At 68.0% G+C, this 15,604-nt stretch carries 15 protein-coding genes; 11 read left to right on the plus strand and 4 right to left on the minus strand.

The window, feature by feature from the left end; genetic code table 11:
* Window positions 1–117 precede the first annotated feature (117 nt).
* From AC1RQK_RS39020 to AC1RQK_RS39045, 6 genes are all read left to right on the plus strand, one after another.
* Window positions 118–1,569 carry an aldehyde dehydrogenase gene (locus tag AC1RQK_RS39020; RefSeq protein ID WP_492814894.1) on the plus strand — a complete coding sequence of 484 codons (1,452 nt, stop codon included), beginning with the start codon at window positions 118–120 and terminating at the stop codon, window positions 1,567–1,569.
* 74 nt (window positions 1,570–1,643) lie between these two features.
* Entirely contained in the window at window positions 1,644–2,600 is a 957-nt protein-coding gene (locus tag AC1RQK_RS39025; RefSeq protein ID WP_492372920.1) for a ketopantoate reductase family protein, read from the plus strand.
* A gap of 164 nt (window positions 2,601–2,764) precedes the next feature.
* Window positions 2,765–2,908, plus strand: a complete 144-nt coding sequence (locus tag AC1RQK_RS39030) for a hypothetical protein (RefSeq protein WP_492814896.1) — start codon at window positions 2,765–2,767, stop codon at window positions 2,906–2,908.
* Complete coding sequence (locus tag AC1RQK_RS39035) at window positions 2,905–4,287, plus strand: MFS transporter (protein ID WP_492814898.1); 1,383 nt, start codon at window positions 2,905–2,907, stop codon at window positions 4,285–4,287. The genes AC1RQK_RS39030 and AC1RQK_RS39035 overlap by 4 nt, the downstream gene beginning before the upstream one ends.
* A 35-nt stretch (window positions 4,288–4,322) precedes the next feature.
* Entirely contained in the window at window positions 4,323–5,450 is a 1,128-nt protein-coding gene (locus tag AC1RQK_RS39040; RefSeq protein WP_492814900.1) for an alpha-hydroxy-acid oxidizing protein, read from the plus strand.
* A 95-nt stretch (window positions 5,451–5,545) separates the two neighbouring features.
* On the plus strand, window positions 5,546–6,400 hold the full coding sequence (locus tag AC1RQK_RS39045; RefSeq protein ID WP_492814902.1) for an alpha/beta fold hydrolase: 855 nt from the start codon (window positions 5,546–5,548) through the stop codon (window positions 6,398–6,400).
* Here the strand turns inward: AC1RQK_RS39045 and AC1RQK_RS39050 are convergent.
* Both AC1RQK_RS39050 and AC1RQK_RS39055 read right to left on the minus strand, forming a co-directional pair.
* Window positions 6,366–6,950, minus strand: a complete 585-nt coding sequence (locus AC1RQK_RS39050) for a DUF934 domain-containing protein (protein ID WP_492814904.1) — start codon at window positions 6,948–6,950, stop codon at window positions 6,366–6,368. The genes AC1RQK_RS39045 and AC1RQK_RS39050 overlap by 35 nt on opposite strands.
* Window positions 6,943–8,682: a nitrite/sulfite reductase gene (locus tag AC1RQK_RS39055; protein WP_492372919.1), complete on the minus strand. Its 1,740-nt coding sequence runs from the start codon at window positions 8,680–8,682 to the stop codon at window positions 6,943–6,945. The genes AC1RQK_RS39050 and AC1RQK_RS39055 overlap by 8 nt, the downstream gene beginning before the upstream one ends.
* 275 nt (window positions 8,683–8,957) lie before the next feature.
* Here AC1RQK_RS39055 and AC1RQK_RS39060 point away from each other — a divergent pair, with 275 nt between their 5' ends.
* Complete coding sequence (locus tag AC1RQK_RS39060) at window positions 8,958–9,176, plus strand: ribbon-helix-helix protein, CopG family (protein ID WP_309404413.1); 219 nt, start codon at window positions 8,958–8,960, stop codon at window positions 9,174–9,176.
* Window positions 9,170–9,538, plus strand: coding sequence for a type II toxin-antitoxin system VapC family toxin (locus AC1RQK_RS39065; protein WP_492814906.1), 369 nt, complete (start codon window positions 9,170–9,172; stop codon window positions 9,536–9,538). Before AC1RQK_RS39060 ends, AC1RQK_RS39065 begins: the two co-directional genes overlap by 7 nt.
* A 78-nt stretch (window positions 9,539–9,616) precedes the next feature.
* Here AC1RQK_RS39065 and AC1RQK_RS39070 read toward each other — a convergent pair whose 3' ends face one another.
* Window positions 9,617–10,609 (minus strand): alpha/beta hydrolase, encoded by a 993-nt coding sequence (locus AC1RQK_RS39070; RefSeq protein WP_492814908.1) that lies wholly within the window; start codon window positions 10,607–10,609, stop codon window positions 9,617–9,619.
* A 323-nt stretch (window positions 10,610–10,932) separates the two neighbouring features.
* On the opposite strand from AC1RQK_RS39070, the gene AC1RQK_RS39075 reads away from it, so the two are divergent.
* Window positions 10,933–12,000: a maleylacetate reductase gene (locus AC1RQK_RS39075; protein ID WP_492372868.1), complete on the plus strand. Its 1,068-nt coding sequence runs from the start codon at window positions 10,933–10,935 to the stop codon at window positions 11,998–12,000.
* A gap of 51 nt (window positions 12,001–12,051) precedes the next feature.
* On the plus strand, window positions 12,052–12,930 hold the full coding sequence (locus AC1RQK_RS39080; RefSeq protein WP_492814910.1) for an NAD(P)-dependent oxidoreductase: 879 nt from the start codon (window positions 12,052–12,054) through the stop codon (window positions 12,928–12,930).
* A 21-nt stretch (window positions 12,931–12,951) separates the two neighbouring features.
* Here AC1RQK_RS39080 and AC1RQK_RS39085 read toward each other — a convergent pair whose 3' ends face one another.
* Window positions 12,952–13,866 carry a LysR family transcriptional regulator gene (locus AC1RQK_RS39085; protein ID WP_492372867.1) on the minus strand — a complete coding sequence of 305 codons (915 nt, stop codon included), beginning with the start codon at window positions 13,864–13,866 and terminating at the stop codon, window positions 12,952–12,954.
* Between the two features lie 211 nt (window positions 13,867–14,077).
* Here AC1RQK_RS39085 and AC1RQK_RS39090 point away from each other — a divergent pair, with 211 nt between their 5' ends.
* On the plus strand, window positions 14,078–15,403 hold the full coding sequence (locus AC1RQK_RS39090; protein WP_492814912.1) for an amidohydrolase family protein: 1,326 nt from the start codon (window positions 14,078–14,080) through the stop codon (window positions 15,401–15,403).
* The last annotated feature ends 201 nt before the right edge of the window (window positions 15,404–15,604 follow it).

The raw sequence follows: 15,604 nt of genomic DNA on the forward strand, positions 1-15,604 counted from the left end.
GGCGGTTTGGCTAGGAGCCACTCGAAGCGAAGCCAATGGTTTCTTCCGCGTACAGAAATCCCTCCCGCAAGCGCAGAGCGAAGCAAATCGCAGGCAAGCAAAACAAAGGAGACAAGAATGCAGAAGATTTCGTTGCTGATCGACGGCCAACAACGCCAGGCAGGCAACGGCGCCACCTTCGCGCGCCGCAATCCCCTGGACGGCGAGGTAGCCACGATTGCCCCGGCCGCGACGCTCGCCGATGCGCTGTCGGCGGTGGACGCCGCCGCGGCGGCCTTCGACGCCTGGGCCGCCATCGGCCCGAGCGAGCGCCGCGCGCTGCTGACCAAGGCTGCGCATGCGCTGGAAGCCCGCAGCGAAGCCTTTGCTGCCGCGATGGCCGCCGAGACCGGCGCCTCCGCCATGTGGGCCGGCTTCAACGTGCACCTGGCCGCGGCCGGCCTGCTTGAAGCGGCCAGCCTGACCACGCAGATCCATGGCGAGGTCATTCCGTCGGACGTGCCGGGCAGCCTGGCCATGGGCGTGCGCCAGCCGGCCGGTGTGGTCCTCGGCATGGCGCCCTGGAACGCCCCGGTCATCCTGGCCGTGCGCGCCATCGCCTTGCCGCTGGCCTGCGGCAATACCGTCGTGCTGAAGGGGTCGGAGATCTGCCCGGCCACGCACGGGTTGATCATCGAAGCCATGCAGGAGGCCGGCCTGCCCAGGGGCGTGGTGAACTTCGTCACCAATGCGCCGGCCGATGCGGGCGAACTGGTGGAAGCCATGATCGCCCATCCGGCGGTACGGCGCGTGAACTTCACCGGCTCCACGCGCGTGGGCAAGGTCATCGCCGCTAGCTGTGCCAGGCACTTGAAGCCGGTGGTGCTCGAGCTCGGCGGCAAGGCCCCGTTGCTGGTGCTGGAGGATGCCGATATCGATGCCGCCGTCGCCGGCGCCGCGTTTGGCGCGTTTGCCAATTCCGGCCAGATCTGCATGTCGACCGAGCGCATCATCGTGGACAACAAGATCGCCGACGCCTTTGTCGCGCAACTGGCGGCCAAGGCCAGCGCGCTGCCGCTGGGCGATCCGCGCAAGGGGCCGGTGGTGCTGGGCTCCGTGGTCGACATGAGCACCGTTGCGCGCTGCAACTCGTTGATCGACGATGCCTTGGCCAAGGGCGCGAAGCTGTTGTGCGGCGGCAAGGCGGACAGCACCCTGATGCCGGCCACGCTGCTCGATCACGTCACGCCGCGGATGCGGATCTACGCGGAAGAGTCGTTCGGCCCGGTCAAGCCCATCGTGCGCGTCAGCGGCGACGCCGAGGCCATCGCCTGCGCCAACGACAACGAGTACGGGCTGTCGTCGGCCGTGTTCAGCCGCGATGTGGCGCGGGCCATGAACGTGGCCAGGCGCATTCAATCCGGCATCTGCCATATCAATGGCCCGACGGTGCACGACGAGGCGCAGATGCCGTTCGGTGGCGTGAAGAGCAGCGGCTTTGGCCACTTTGGCGGGCAGGCCGGCATTGCCGAGTTCACCGACCTGCGCTGGGTCACCGTGCAGACGACGCCGCGCCACTACCCGTTCTAGGCCGCAGGCGGCCGGGTTGCCGCCACGCCCAGACAACGCTATCCAACCAGCGCCGGACCGCGGCGACGCCTATGATCAGAATCGCAATTCTCGGGGCCGGGGCCATGGGCTCGCTGTTTGGCGCACGCCTTGCCCAAGCAGGCCATATCGTCACCTTGATCGATATCAACGACGCGCATCTCGATGCGATCCGCCGCTTCGGCCTGCGCCTGCAGACAGATGAGGCGGACCGGCGGGTCCACGGCATGCGGGCGGTGCGCCCGGAACAGGCGGATGCCATCCCCGATCTGCTGATCGTCTTCACCAAATCCATGCACACGCGCGCCGCGATGACGGGCGTGCGCCACCTGCTGGGGCCGGATACGATTGTGCTGACGTTGCAAAACGGCCTGGGCAGCGTCGATGCGATTTCCGAATTCGTGCCGGCGCAGCGGCTCCTGATTGGCGTCACCACATGGCCGGCCGACCTGGCTGGCCCCGGGCACGTGCATTCGCACGGCGAGGGGGGAATCCGGATGATGAGCGCCGATGGCGTGGACCGGCCCGCCGTGGCGGTGACGGCGGCGGCGCTGGAGCGCGCCGGGCTGCACTGCCACGCCGATGCGGATGTGTGGGCCGCGATCTGGGAGAAGGTGGCATTCAACGCCGCGCTGAACCCGCTGTGCGCGGTCACTGGCAGCACCGTGGACCAGTTGGGCAACATCCCGGATGGCACGGCGCTCGCCTTGTCCGTGGTGGCCGAGGTGCTGGCCGTGGCCAGGAGTCATGGCGTGGCTGTCGATGCGGACAAGGTCGGCGCCAACGTGTTGCACGCCATCGGCCACCACATCGGCCACAAGCCTTCCATGCTGCAGGACATCCTTGCCGCCCGGCGCACCGAGATCGATGCGATCAACGGCGCCGTGGTGGCCGCGGCGCGGCGCCACGGGGTGCCGGTGCCGTGCACCGAGAGCCTGCTGCAACTCGTCCGGCTGATCGAAGCCCGGGCGGCAAACGGCGGGCAGGGCGCCAGCCCGCTCCGGCAGCACTGAGCCACGGCACGCCGTGGCCTCAAGACGCAAGACGCAAGACGCAAGACGCAAGACGCAAGACGCAAGACGCAAGACGCAAGACGCAAGACGCAAGACGAGAGACGAGAGACGAGAGACAAAAAAGCGCTGGCCCCGGCCAAAGCGCCCATCGACAGGAGACACGCATGAATACGCATAGCATTACGCATCTGTTCCGCGTCATTGCCGCGGGCCGCATTTCCATCGCGCGGCGCAAGCGCCGTCCGGCCACGATCCCGGCCGGCGCGGCGCAGGCACCCGGTGCGCATCGCCATGGAGTGCAAGCATGAGCGCGAACCTGCAGCAAGCCGGCACGCCCGTCGACGTGGGCAGCGTGCTCGATGATGGCCCTTACACGACCATGCAGAAGATCGTCGTGATGCTGGCGGCGCTGTCCATCGTGATGGACGGCTTCGATGGCCAGTTGATCGGCTTCGCGATTCCCGTGCTGATCAAGGAGTGGGGCATCACCCGCAGCGCCTTCGCGCCCGCGGTGGCGGCCGGGCTGGTGGGCATGGGCATCGGCAGCGCGTGCGCGGGCCTGTTGGCGGACCGCTTCGGGCGCAGGTGGGCCGTGATCGGCAGCGTCTTCCTGTTCGGCGCGGCCACCTGCGCCATCGGCTTCGCCCCGGACACGACGACGATCGCCATGCTGCGCCTGATCGCCGGGCTTGGCATCGGCGGTGCTTTGCCAAGCTCCACCACCATGACGGCCGAGTTCACCCCGGCACGCAGCCGCACGCTGGCGGTGACGGCCACCATCGTCTGCGTGCCGCTGGGCGGCATGCTGGCCGGCCTGTTCGCCAGCGTGGTCCTGCCGGCCTATGGCTGGCGCGGCTTGTTCTTTATCGGCGGCGCGCTGCCGCTGGGCCTGGGCGTGCTGCTGATGCTGGTTCTGCCCGAGTCGCCGCGCTTCCTGGTGCGCCGAGCGCACCGGTGGGACGAACTGCGCCGGCTGCTCGGCCGCATGTCCAGGCCGCTGCCGGCGGATGCGGTCTTCACCGACCTGGCCGAGCGCGGCGCGGAGAGCCGCAAGGGCTTCGGCGCGCTGTTCGCGCCCGGGCAGGCGCGCGACACGCTGGCGATCTGGTGCGCCTTCTTCATGTGCCTGCTGGCCGTCTACAGCGCCTTTAGCTGGCTGCCGACCATGCTGGCGTCGGAGGGGTTGAACGTGGCGGTCGCGGGGTCCGGCCTGACCGCCTACAACCTCGGCGGCGTCATCGGCGCGCTGTGCTGCGCGGTTGCCATCGCGCGCTTCGGCTCGCGCTGGCCGCTGGCGATCTGTTGCGCCGGCGGGGCGGCCAGCGCGCTGTTGCTGCAAGGCGTGGATGTTCGCCACAGTACGGGGTTGCTGATCGTTGGCCTGGGCGTGCACGGCATGTTCGTCAATGCGGTCCAGTCGACCATGTACGCGCTGTGTGCCTTCGTGTACCCCACGGCAGTGCGGGCCACCGGCACGGCCTCGGCGCTGGCCTTTGGCCGTCTCGGGGCCATCCTCAGCGCCTTCGCGGGCGCGGCGGTGATCACCGCGGGCGGCGCATCGTCCTACCTCGGCATGCTCGGCGCGGCGATGGCCGCCGTGCTGGTGGCGCTGCTTGCGGTCAAGGGCCATATCCCGAAGCTGGCGCGTGCGCCGGCCAGCGGTGACGCGGTCCTCGCACGTTCCTGAGGCCCGGGCTCCATGCAAGCTCCCCGGCATACGGCATGACGGCGCTCCTCAATCTCGACGCGTACCGGCGCCTGGCGCAACGCCGGCTGCCCCGCATCGTGTTCGACTACATCGAAGGCGGCGCGGATGACGAATCCGGGATCCGGCGTAATCGCGATGCGCTCGATGCCCTGTTGCTGGATCCGGCGCGCCTGACCGATGTGAGCGCGCGGGACCTGTCGGTTACCCTGGCAGGCGCGCGCAGCGAGGCGCCGCTGGTCGTCGCGCCCATGGGACTGAACGGCGCCTGCCGGCCCGATGGTGACGTGATGCTCGCGCGCGCCGCCGCGCGCGCCGGCATTCCGTTCACGCTGTCCACCGCGTCCAACGTGGCGCTGGCGGAGGTGGCGCGGCGTGCCGGCGGCAGGCTGTGGTTCCAGCTTTATGTGGTGCAGCGCGAGCACGCCCGCGCGCTGGTCAAGGGCGCGTTGTCCGCCGGCTATGAGGCCCTGGTGCTGACCACGGACGTGACCGTGAACGGGCGGCGCGAGCGCGACCTGCGCAACGGCTTCGCGGTGCCGTACCGGCTGACGCCGCGCATCGTGGCGGATGCGGCGCTGCACCCCGCGTGGACGATCCGGCAATGCCGCCATGGCTTGCCGACGCTGCCTAACGTGGATGGCGGCGCCGGTGCCGGCGCCCAGGCTGCCTTGCTCCAGCGCCGCATGGATGCCAGCTTCTCCTGGGACGACCTCGCCGCGCTGCGCGACATGTGGCCGCGCAAGCTATACGTCAAGGGCATCCTGAATGCCCGCGACGCCGCGCGCTGCGTGGCGCTCGGCGTGGACGGCGTCATCGTGTCGAATCATGGCGGCCGGCAACTCGCGGATCTTGCGGCGCCGGTGTCCGTCTTGCCCGAGGTGGTGGCGGCCGTCGGCGGCGGCGAGGCGCTGGTGGACAGCGGCTTTCGCAACGGCCGGGATGTCGTCAAGGCGCTGGCGCTAGGGGCACGCGCCGTCATGCTCGGCAGGCCCTTGCTCTACGGCCTTGCCGCGCGTGGCGAGGCCGGCGTGGACGAGGTGCTGGCCATGTTCGTGGCCGACATCGACCGGACCCTGGCGCTGCTTGGTTGCCCGGACGTCGTCTCGCTTGGCCGGGGCCGGTACATCCGGAATTCGCTATGATCCGGGGTCGGAGCCGTCTTTCGCGCGGCCGGCATCCCCAGGTGCGCCGAGGCAGATCGCCGCGCCCGGAGGCCAGACGGCGCGCGCCTATGCCAATGACCTGGATAAACTTCAAAACGCCTGTCGCTTCCGCCCAACCCGAAGCGCAGGCGGCCGCCCTGTCGCAACAATCCGAACGGATCGTCACCGATGCCGATGGCTGCCGCATGGTCTGGCGCCGCTTTGGCGAGGGGCAACCCGTGGTCCTGCTGCATGGCGGGCACGGCAGCTGGCTGCACTGGGTGCGCAATATCGAGGCGCTGGCCGCGCACCGCACGGTGTGGGCGCCGGACATGCCGGGGTTTGGCGAGTCGGACGATATCGCCAGCGATCTTTCGGTGATGACCGGCACGCTTGTCAAGGGCATCAGGCAGTTGCCCGGCTGCGACAAGGCGCTCAGCCTGGTCGGCTTCTCCTTCGGCGGGCTGGTGGCCGCCAACGTGGCCGCGTCGCTCGGCACCGTGCGCCGGCTGGCGCTGATGGGCTCAGGCGGCCATGGCGGCATCCGCCGCCAGCAGCGCGCGCTGGTGGACTGGCGCAAGGCCGGGGACGCCGAGGCCCTGGCGCTGTCCATGCGCTACAACCTGGAAGCGTTCATGATGGCCGACCCGGCCAAGATCGATGCCATGGCCATGTACGCGCACACCGAGTCATGCCGCCTCACGCGCTTTCGCAGCAAGACCATCTCCCGCTCCGGCGACCTGCGCGGCGCGCTGGACCGCTTCGGCGGCGAGGTGCTGCTGGCCTGGGGCGAGCACGACGTCACGGCGGATCCTGTCCCGGCCATCGCGGCAATGACCCAGGACAGCCCGCGCCGCGAAGGCCGCGTCATTGCCAACGCGGGCCACTGGGTCCAGTACGAGGCCCACGAGCCCGTCAACGCATTGCTGGACGGCTGGTTGCCGAAATAGCCGGCGCGGCCGCCGCCGGGTACGTTTTCTGGTAATGCACAGTGAACGTCCCTAACGCCGCCAGCGCGGCCTGCGGGTCGTGGCTCGGCTTGACGGCGAAGGCATCGAAGCCGCAACGCGCCATGTAGTGCACGGTATCGATCATCACGTCGCCCACCGCGCGCAGCTCGCCGCCCCAGCCATATTGCGTGCGCAGCATCTGCGCCAGCGAATAGCCGCGCCCGTCCGTATAAACCGGGAAGTCGATCGCCAGGTGCGCGATGCCGGTGGCGTCGATGGTGGCGGCGCCCGCCTCAAGCAGGTCTCCAGGGTCCGCATCCGGGCCGAGGTACACGGCCACCGGGTGGCGGCGCAGGCGCAGGGCATCGCGGGCTGCCCACCATGTGGCAAGGGTGACCAGCCAGCCGTTTTCGTCCGGCGGCAGCGCGTGCGTTGCCGATGCCGATGCCGGCGCGTTCTCGTCCGGCACGAAGGCGCGCCAGATGTCCGCTTCCAGCTGGCCGTTGCGAATCACATTGTTCAGCGGTGGCAATGATTGGAGATCAGGCACGGGCTTGCTCCGCTTGCTGCCGCCGCGCGACGATTCTCGGGTCCTGGTAGACCGCCTGCTTGAAGGGCTCCGGGCCAACCCGCTCCACCACGTCGATAAACCGCTCCGCCTCGCTGTCGCGCAGGGACAGGTAGGTATCGATCAGCAGCGCCACCACATCCGGGATTTCATCGCGCGCGAACGACGGGCCGATGATGCGGCCGATTGCCGCGCCGCCGCCCTTGTGCTGATCCAGCAACGCATGGCCGGCCGCGCCGTTCTGGCGCCCGCCGATGGTTACCTGGTACCACTCCTCGCCAGCCTTGTCCACGCCAAGGATGCCGATGTGGCCCACGTGATGGTGCCCGCAGGAGTTGATGCAGCCGGAGATGTTCAGGTCCAGCTCGCCGATCTCGAACAGGTAGTCCAGGTCGTCGAAGCGGCGCTGGATGGCCTCGGCCAGCGGAATCGACACCGCGTTGGCCAGCGAGCAGAAATCCCCGCCCGGGCAGGCAATGATATTGGTGAGCAGGCCGATGTTGGCGGTGGCCAGGTTCAGCGCGTCCAGCGCCTGCCAGAGCGCAAACAGCGCGCCCCGGCGCACGTCGGCCAGGATCAGGTTCTGCTCGTGCGAGACCCGCAGCTCGCCAAAGCCGAAGCGCTCCGCCAGGTCCGCCACCGCATCCATCTGGTCGGCGGTGATGTCGCCGGGCGGCATGCCGGTGGCCTTCAGCGAGACGGTCACGGCGGCGTAGCCGGGCACGCGATGCGCATGCACGTTGCTGCGCAGCCAGCGGGCAAAGCGCGGATGCGCCGCCGCCAGTTCGGGATCCGGGCCGGCCTCGTGCGCCGCCGCGGGATCATGGTCCGGCATGGTGAAGCGGCCCGCCACGCCGGCCACGAAGTCCGCGCTGACCGTGTCCGGGCCGCCGCGGATCCGCTGCCATTGCTCGTCCACCTGTTGCGCGAACACGCCCGGCGTCAGGTCCTTGACCAGGATCTTGATGCGCGCCTTGTACTTGTTGTCGCGCCGGCCGTGCAGGTTGTAGACGCGCAGCGTGGCCTGCAGGTAGGTGAGCAGGTCGGACCAGTGCACGAAGGCGTTGATCAGCTTGCCGACCATGGGCGTGCGGCCCATGCCGCCGCCCACCCACACGCGGAAGCCAAGCTCGCCATCGCGCTCCACGGCCTGCAGGCCGATATCGTGCACGCCCACCGCAGCGCGGTCCGTGGTGGCGCCGCTCACCGCGATCTTGAACTTGCGCGGCAGGAAGGCAAACTCGGGATGCAGCATCGACCACTGGCGGATGATCTCGCACCACACCAGGGGGTTCACGATCTCATCCGGCGCCAGCCCGGCGAAGTGGTCGGTGGTGGTGTTGCGGATGCAATTGCCGCTGGTCTGGATGGCGTGCATCTGCACGGTCGCCAGCTCCGCCAGGATAGCGGGCGCGTCCTCCAGGCGCGGCCAGTTGAACTGCATGTTCTGCCGCGTGCTGAAGTGCCCGTAGCCGCGGTCAAAGCGGCGCGCTATCTCGGCCAGCTTGCGCAGTTGCCGCGACACCAGCATGCCGTAGGGGATCGCCACGCGCAGCATGGGCGCATGCCGCTGGATGTAGAGGCCGTTCTGCAGCCGCAGCACGCGGAACTCGTCCTCGGTGAGCTGGCCGTTGAGAAACCGTTCGGTCTGGCCGCTGAACTGCGCAACGCGCTGGTCGACCAGTTGCTGGTCGACGGTGTCATACACATACATGAAGCACTTCCAGGTGTGCCGTGCGGGGAGGGGGGAGATCGCCCCGCCGGCGAGGGGCTTGTGGGTAGCCTTGAGGCTAGCGCCCCTTGCGCGCGCCGAACAGGAGCAGACGGGGCCCGTTCGGGCCGGAGCAGATGCCTTGCCGGTCGCGAAGCCCTGCGCGTCACCCGGTTTCCAGCGCCACCGTGTTCCGGTCCGGTTTGCCGTGCTGGTTCCTTGTTGTTTCAAATTGGATGATATACGATGTGTATATCAGATATCGTTATGGGTTCATCATGAGTCGCATCCTGGTCGACCTTGCGGAAGACCAGCTCCAGGAGCTGGCAGCCATTGTCGAGGCAGAAAAGCGCCCTCGGGCGGTAGTCATTCGCGAGGCAATTCAAGCGTATATAGCGCAGCGCAAGCCTGGGCTGGCCTCTGACACCTTCGGGCTTTGGAAGCACCGCGAGGTGGATGGCCTTGCGTATCAGGAAAAGCTGCGGGAGGCGTGGTGAACGCGCTCTTTGACACCAACATCCTGATCGACCACTTGAATGGAATCGAAGAGGCCATGATCGAGATGCGCCGCTACGCGTCAAGGGCGATCAGTGTCATCACCTGGATGGAGGTGATGGCCGGCGCAACAGCTGAAGAAGAGCAGACATTGCGCGCGTGGCTCAATGGGTTCCGGCTGATTGCAGTCGATGATGCGGTTTCCTCTCGCGCAGTCCAGATTCGAAACACCGCTCGAATCAAGCTGCCTGACTCGATTATCTGGGCGTCCGCGCAGGCGCATTCCATGCTGCTGGTCACACGCAATACCAAAGTCTTCTCAGCCAGCGAGCCTGGTGTGCGGATTCCCTATCAACTCAAATGAACGAGAGCACTAGAGCGAGAGCACTACCGTCGCCGCCAGCCGTTTTTTTCTCCTCGCAGCCCGGCGCTGCCGTGCCAGTCATCTCCCGGCCAAGCCATCCAGCCGCTCCACGGCCTGCACCGCTGCCGCGCGGGCGGCCGGTGACACCGTGAGCATGATGTGGCCGGTGCCCGGCACCAGCGTGACCGGAATATCCGGGCGGCCCGCATCGGTGAACACCTGTGCAAACCTGGCGGCGACAAACACTTCATCGTCCTGCCCGGCCAATACCGCCGCCGGCTTGTGGATCTCGCGAATGTCGCGCTGGTAGTCCTCATCGGGCTGGAAATTCGTCGCCAGCGCATAGGAATAGGTCGGCGTCAGTTCGGCGCGCGGTGCGTCGTTGATGGCAAAGGCCAGTACCGGCAAGTGGTTGAAGGCGGTAATGCCGATCCGGTTCAGCAGCGTGAGCGCAATCACGCGCGGCACGCCGACCGAGACCCAGCCGCCGGCATCGGGGCGGAACGTGGGCGCGCGGCGGTTCGTATAGGGCGCCATGAACAGGTAGTTGTCGAACAGGGCCTGGCGCGCGCCACCGGCCACGCGCAGCGCAAGGCCGCCGCCCGATGAAAATCCCACCAGCGTCTTCGGGCCGGCGGGCTGAACGGCGCTCACAAAGTCTTCCAGGTCGTCATCGAGCTGCCCGATGTAGGCGATGTCGCCACGCGGGCCGGAGGCCCCGTGGCCGCGCATATCCAGGGCGTAGGCCGTGAAGCCGGCCTGCGCGAAGCTCTGTGCAAGCGGATGCATGCTCTGGCTGTTGGCCGAGGAGCCATGCACCAATACCACGCTGCCCCGGCTGGGCAGGCCGCCGGCGGGGGGATAGCGGCGATAGGTGAGTTGCGCGCCGTCGCGTGCCGCGTAATGGGCGGGGGCCGCCAGCGCAGAGAAATCCACGTCCTTGAACGGATCGCTGATGCTCAGCATCGGCTTTGGCCGGGTCGGGCCACCTGCGGCCAGTGCCGCGGCAAGGGCCACGAGCACCACGGAGAGAATGGCGGAGACGGCGAGCGTGGCGGTTCGGAGTTTCACGGTATTCGCTTTGCGCAAGGGGTGGAATGGTGGAATAGCGGAAGGGACCGCGCTGGCAGGACAGAATCGAAAAGTGCGCTAGTCCAGCCCGGAAGCTAGCACCGAATCCGGCGCCGCGCGACATCCGCTAGTAAAAGGCGTGAATTCTTCCGCGTGCGTCAAGAGTGTTTTCCCATCCCGGCATTTCTTTCCGCCCGGCGGAAGGCTAACGTGCATTGGCGCGTCCGCTGGCGGTGGTTTCTGGCTGCGCAAGGCCACTAGCGCCGGACAAGACACACGACAAGCGGGTAGAGATCCCGATCCTTGCGGAGGAAGACAAAGCCATGCCAACGTCATTTTTATACGTGGCCCAGCCCACGCGCGTGCTGTTTGGCGCGGGCACCCTGAGCCAGGTGGGGCAGGAACTGGAGCGGCTGGGCGCCAGGCGGGCGCTGGTGCTGTGCACGCCCAACCAGGCCGAAGACGCAACGCGGCTGTCCGACGCGCTCGGGCCGTTGTCCGCCGGCATCTATCCTGGCGCGGTGATGCACGTGCCGGTGGAATCCGCCCGCGCGGCGATTGCGCACGCGCAGGACGTGGGCGCGGATTGCATGATCGCCCTTGGCGGCGGGTCGACCACAGGGCTGGGCAAAGCCATCGCGCTGACCTCCGGCCTGCCGATCCTGGCGATTCCCACCACCTACGCCGGGTCCGAGATGACGCCGATCTACGGCCTCACCGACGCCGGCCTGAAGAAAACCGGCCGCGACCCGCGCGTGCTGCCGCGCACCGTGATCTACGATCCCGCGCTGACCGTGGGCCTGCCGGTGGCATTGAGCGTGACCAGCGGCCTGAACGCCATCGCCCACGCCGCCGAGGGGCTGTACGCCGAGGATGCCAACCCGGTGACGTCGCTGATGGCGCAGGAGGGCATCCGGGCGCTGGCCAGCGGCATTCCCCGCGTGTTCGCTGCGCCCACCGACCTGGATGCCCGCGCCGATTGCCTCTACGGCGCATGGCTGTGCGGCACGGTGCTGGGCAGCGTCGGCATGGCGCTGCACCACAAGCTGTGCCATACGCTGGGCGGCAGTTTCAACCTGCCCCATGCCGAGACGCACACGGCGGTGTTGCCGCACGCCATGGCCTATAACGCCTTGGCCGCGCCGGATGCCATGGTACGGATCCGCCGGGCCATGGGCGGCGAGGGCATCTCCGCCGCCGCGGCGCTTTACGACCTGGCCGCCCGCCACGGCGCGGCCACAGCGCTGCGCGATATCGGCATGAAGGCCGAGGACTTGGACCGCGCCGCGGATATCGCCTTGGCCAACCCGTACTGGAATCCGCGCCCGATCGAGCGCGCGCCGATTCGCGAATTGCTGCAGGCCGCCTTTGAAGGCGTGCGCCCCGACTGAGCGGGCCAGCAAACACAAAACACACAACACACACCGCACCGGAGACAAACAATGCAAATCGGCTTTATCGGAATCGGCAAGATGGGCTTGCCCATGGGGCGTCACCTGGCCGCCGCCGGGCACGCTGTCGAAGGCTTCGACCTGTCGCCCGCTGTGCTGGAAGCCGCGCGCCAGGCCGGGCTGAAGACGACCGGCTCGCTCGCGCAGGCAACCGCCGGCAAGGACGTTGTGTTCAGCTCGCTGCCGCACGATGCGGCCTTCGAGGCCGTGGGCGCGCAAGTGGCGGAGCTGGCCGCGCCCGGCACGCTGTATATCGATACCAGCACGGTGTCGCCGCAAGCATCCGCCCGCGTGGCCGCCTTGCTGGCGCAGCGCAATATCCCGTACCTGCGCGTGACGGTATCCGGCAACAACAAGATGGCCGAGGCGGCGCAGCTGACCGCGCTGGTGTCCGGCCCGGCGGCCGCCTATGCAGTGGCCAAGCCGCTGCTGGCCGTGCTCGGGCCGGCCCAGTTCTACCTGGGCGAAGCCGAGCAAGCGCGCCTGATGAAGCTGGTGGTGAACCTGATGATCGGCCTGACCTCCGGCATGCTGGCCGAAGCGCTGGCACTTGGCGCCAAGGGTGGCCTCAAATGGCAGGACATGTGGTCCGTGATCACCGCCAGCGCAGTGGCCGCGCCCATCGTCAAGGCCAAGTCCGCGCAACTGGTGGAGAACGACTACACGCCCACCTTCACCGTGGACCAGATGCTCAAGGACGTGGGTTTGATCCTGGATGCGGGCGCCGACCTGCGCGTGCCGCTGTCGCTTACCGCGCTGCTGGGCCAGATGCTGCAGGGCGCCGCCGCGCAAGGCATGGCCGGCGACGACTACGCCGCGGTGATCAAGTCCGCGCGGCTCGCCGCCGGGCTGCCCAGCGTCAACGGCTAGGCAGGGCGCTTAAGCGCACCGTCACGACGTCCACTTGCGCTCGTAGTCCATGCGCTCGAAGTGCGCCACCAGGTAGTCGATGAACAGGCGCACCTTGGCGGCCAGGTAGCGCCGGCTCTGGAAGGCGATGTTGATGGTGAGCCGGGGCAGGTCCCAGTCGTCCAGCACCGGGATCAGCCGGCCCGCCACGATATCGTCGTAGACGATGTACTTGGGCTGCACCAGGATGCCCAGGCCTTCCAGCGCGGCCGCGCGGATCACCTGTCCGTCGTTGGATTCCAGCTTGCTGCGCACCGTGACCGTCTTCTCCTCTGCATTGCGGGTGAAGGCCAGCTCGTGCGGCCGGTTGGCGTACGAGTAGATCAGCATGTGGTGGCGCAGCAGGTCGTCGACTTCGCGCGGCGTGCCCATGCGGTCCAGGTAGCGCGGCGAGGCGGCCAGGACGCGGCGCGTCTCGGCCAGCCGGCGCACGGTCAGGCCGGAATCCGGCTCGAACTCCCGCGTGCGGATGGCCAGGTCGATGCCACTGTCCATGATGTCGTAGTAGCGGTTGGCCGCAAGGATGTTCACGTCCACCTTGGGATAGAGGCTGGTGAAATCCGGCAGCAGCGGCGCGAGGTGCTTCATGGAAAACGACAGCGATGCGGTGACCGTCAGCGTGCCGCCCGGCTCCAGCACATTGGCGTTGACCGCGGCTTCCGCCTCCTTCATTTCCGTCAGCACGCCCTTGCAGCGCCGGAAAAACTCGTGCCCCACATCGGTCAGGTAAAGACGGCGCGTATTGCGCTCGATCAGCCGCGCCGATAGCCGCTGCTCCAGCGAGGTGAGGTAGCGGCTTGCCGCCGCGTTGGAAATGTCCAGGCTCTCGGCGGCCTTGCTGATGCTGCCCAGCTCCGCGATCTGGACGAAGAGTTCGAATTCGGTCCAACGGTCCATGCCTTGTCTCCCCGTGTGTGCCTTGGTCCGCCGCACGAGCTGTTTTGATTCTCTCGCCTGGCGGAAAGAAGATTTCCTTATCCGTCGTTTTTTTCCATTTGCCGGCAGTATAGAGTTTGTTCCAGCGCCTGTCAGGCATGACAGGATGCCTGCAAAACCCAGAGCGGCGCGCCGGCCACAGGCAGCGCCGCCAGGCAACGGAGACACACCCATGATCCTGGTACGCGGGGCCACTCTGGTCACCATGGAACCCGCCCTCGGCGAGTTCACCGGCGACCTGCTGATCGACGGCGAGCGCATTGCCGCCATCGCACCGCATCTCGAAGCGCACGGCGCCGAGCTGATCGACGCGCGCGGCTTCATCGTCGCTCCAGGCTTTGTCAACGCGCATATGCACACCTGGCAGACCGCGCTGCGCGGCGTTGCCTCGGGCTGGACGCTGACCGAGTATTTCCGGCAGATGCATGCCGGGCTGGCCACGCGCTTCACGCCCGATGACATCGGCATCGCCACGCTCGTCGGTGCCTGGAACCAGCTCGATTGCGGTACCACCACGCTGGTGGACTGGTGCCACAACAACCCCACGCCGGCGCACAGCGACGCCGCGCTGGACGCGCTGGAGCATGCCGGCATCCGCGCCGCGTTCCTGCACGGCTCGCCCAAGCCAGACCCCAAGCCCGGCGCGCTGCCGTTCTGGGAAATGCCGCACCCGCGCAGCGAGGTGGAACGCCTGTCCAGGCGGCTGCAAGGCTCGTCCTTGCTAAGCCTCGGCCTGGCCATCCTCGGCCCGCATTACTCGACGCTGGAAGTCGCGCTGCACGATTTTGCGCTGGCGCGGGAATTTGGCCTGCTGGCCAGCATGCACCAGGGTGGCGGAAGCGCCCGCACGCCGCAGGGGTGGGAGCGGCTGGAGCAGGCCGGGCTGCTTGGCCCCCATATCAACATCGTGCACGGCAACAACCTCACGGATGCGCAGCTGGCGCGCTTCGTCGGGCTGGGCATGAGCTTCTCCGTCACGCCGGAGAACGAACTGACACAGGGCCATGGTTTTCCCATCACCGGCCGGCTGACGCGCCTGGGCGCGGCACCATCGCTCGGCGTGGACCTGGAATCGGGTTTGTCCGGCGAGATGTTCATCGCCGCGCGCATGGCGCTGGGCATCCAGCGCGCGCTGGACCATGCCGAGTACCGCCAGCAGCACGGCGAGATCGCTCCCGCGCACGCGGTGAGCTGCCGCGATGCGCTGGACTGGATCACGCTGGCCGGGGCGCGGATGCTTGGCATGCAAGACCGCATCGGCTCGCTGGCCGTGGGCAAGCAGGCCGACCTGGTGATGATCGACGCCCGCAAGCTCAACATGATGCCGCTGCACGACCCGGTGAGCGCCATCGTGATGCAGGCCAGCCTGGCCAATATCGACAGCGTGTTCGTGGCAGGCAAGGCGCGCAAGCGCCACGGCCGGCTGCTGGTGGACGGGCTGCCGGGCAAGCTTGAAGCGCTGCGCGCGTCGGGCGAACGCCTGGCGGCGGGGCGGTGAGCGCAAGCGATGTCCCGCAGGCAAAAGGAAGGGCGATGGCAGCGGCGAACACGGCCACTTCGAGTGACCGCCCGCCCTCTCCCCCGGCCCCTCTCCCACAAGTGGGAGAGGGGAGCCAACCGATGGCAAGATCAACCAACTGTGGTAGCCGTGTTTCCCGCCCGAAGGGGCGGGAAACACCCAAGCGCGATGCGAAGCGAG

Source organism: Cupriavidus sp. GW822-FHT02D05 (assembly GCF_058802485.1).